Genomic DNA, 429 nt, shown 5'->3' with positions numbered 1-429 from the left:
AATCGGCAAGACTTTCGGCAGCTCCAACCAACCGCTCGGCGAAGCGCGCCGCTGCTTCCGGGTTGAATTGTCCGATATAAGAACGAATTGCGGCGAGGTCCGAAAGCGCCTCGCGCGTCCAGACTACTTGAGCCATTCAGCCGGCATGGGCGTCTCGTCGGCGGTGCCCCAGGTCTTAAGCCAGTCCGTCACCACCTCATTCGCCACCACACGTCCCGCCGCAATGTCGGCAAGCGCTCGTTTGCGCGACAATTCGAGCGCGGCGGGATCTTCATAGAGGGCGCGTTCAGCGTTCATGCGCTCAAATATAGCACCTCCCGCTTAACAATGCGAGAAGCGCGTTCCACTTATGGCGCGAGCAGGGTGGTTCAGCGGTTATAAGCGCCAGCCCCTGTGGTCGGTCCCGCGCTCATCGTGAATGTCCATATG

Annotated in this window: 1 protein-coding gene; it reads right to left on the bottom strand. The window is 60.4% G+C overall.

Annotated features, from left to right (window positions below; translation table 11 throughout):
• Nucleotides 1-123 precede the first annotated feature (123 nt).
• Complete coding sequence (locus J5M73_RS31510) at nt 124-297, bottom strand: hypothetical protein (RefSeq protein WP_207817009.1); 174 nt, start codon at nt 295-297, stop codon at nt 124-126.
• Nucleotides 298-429: the final 132 nt, after the last annotated feature.

Origin of the sequence: Pseudomonas sp. 50_B (genome assembly GCF_017491625.1) — a bacterium.
Taxonomy (GTDB): domain Bacteria; phylum Pseudomonadota; class Gammaproteobacteria; order Pseudomonadales; family Pseudomonadaceae; genus Aquipseudomonas; species Aquipseudomonas danubii.
The sequence above is the reverse complement of the archived record's forward strand: the minus strand, read 5'-3'. Positions and strand labels throughout refer to the sequence as shown.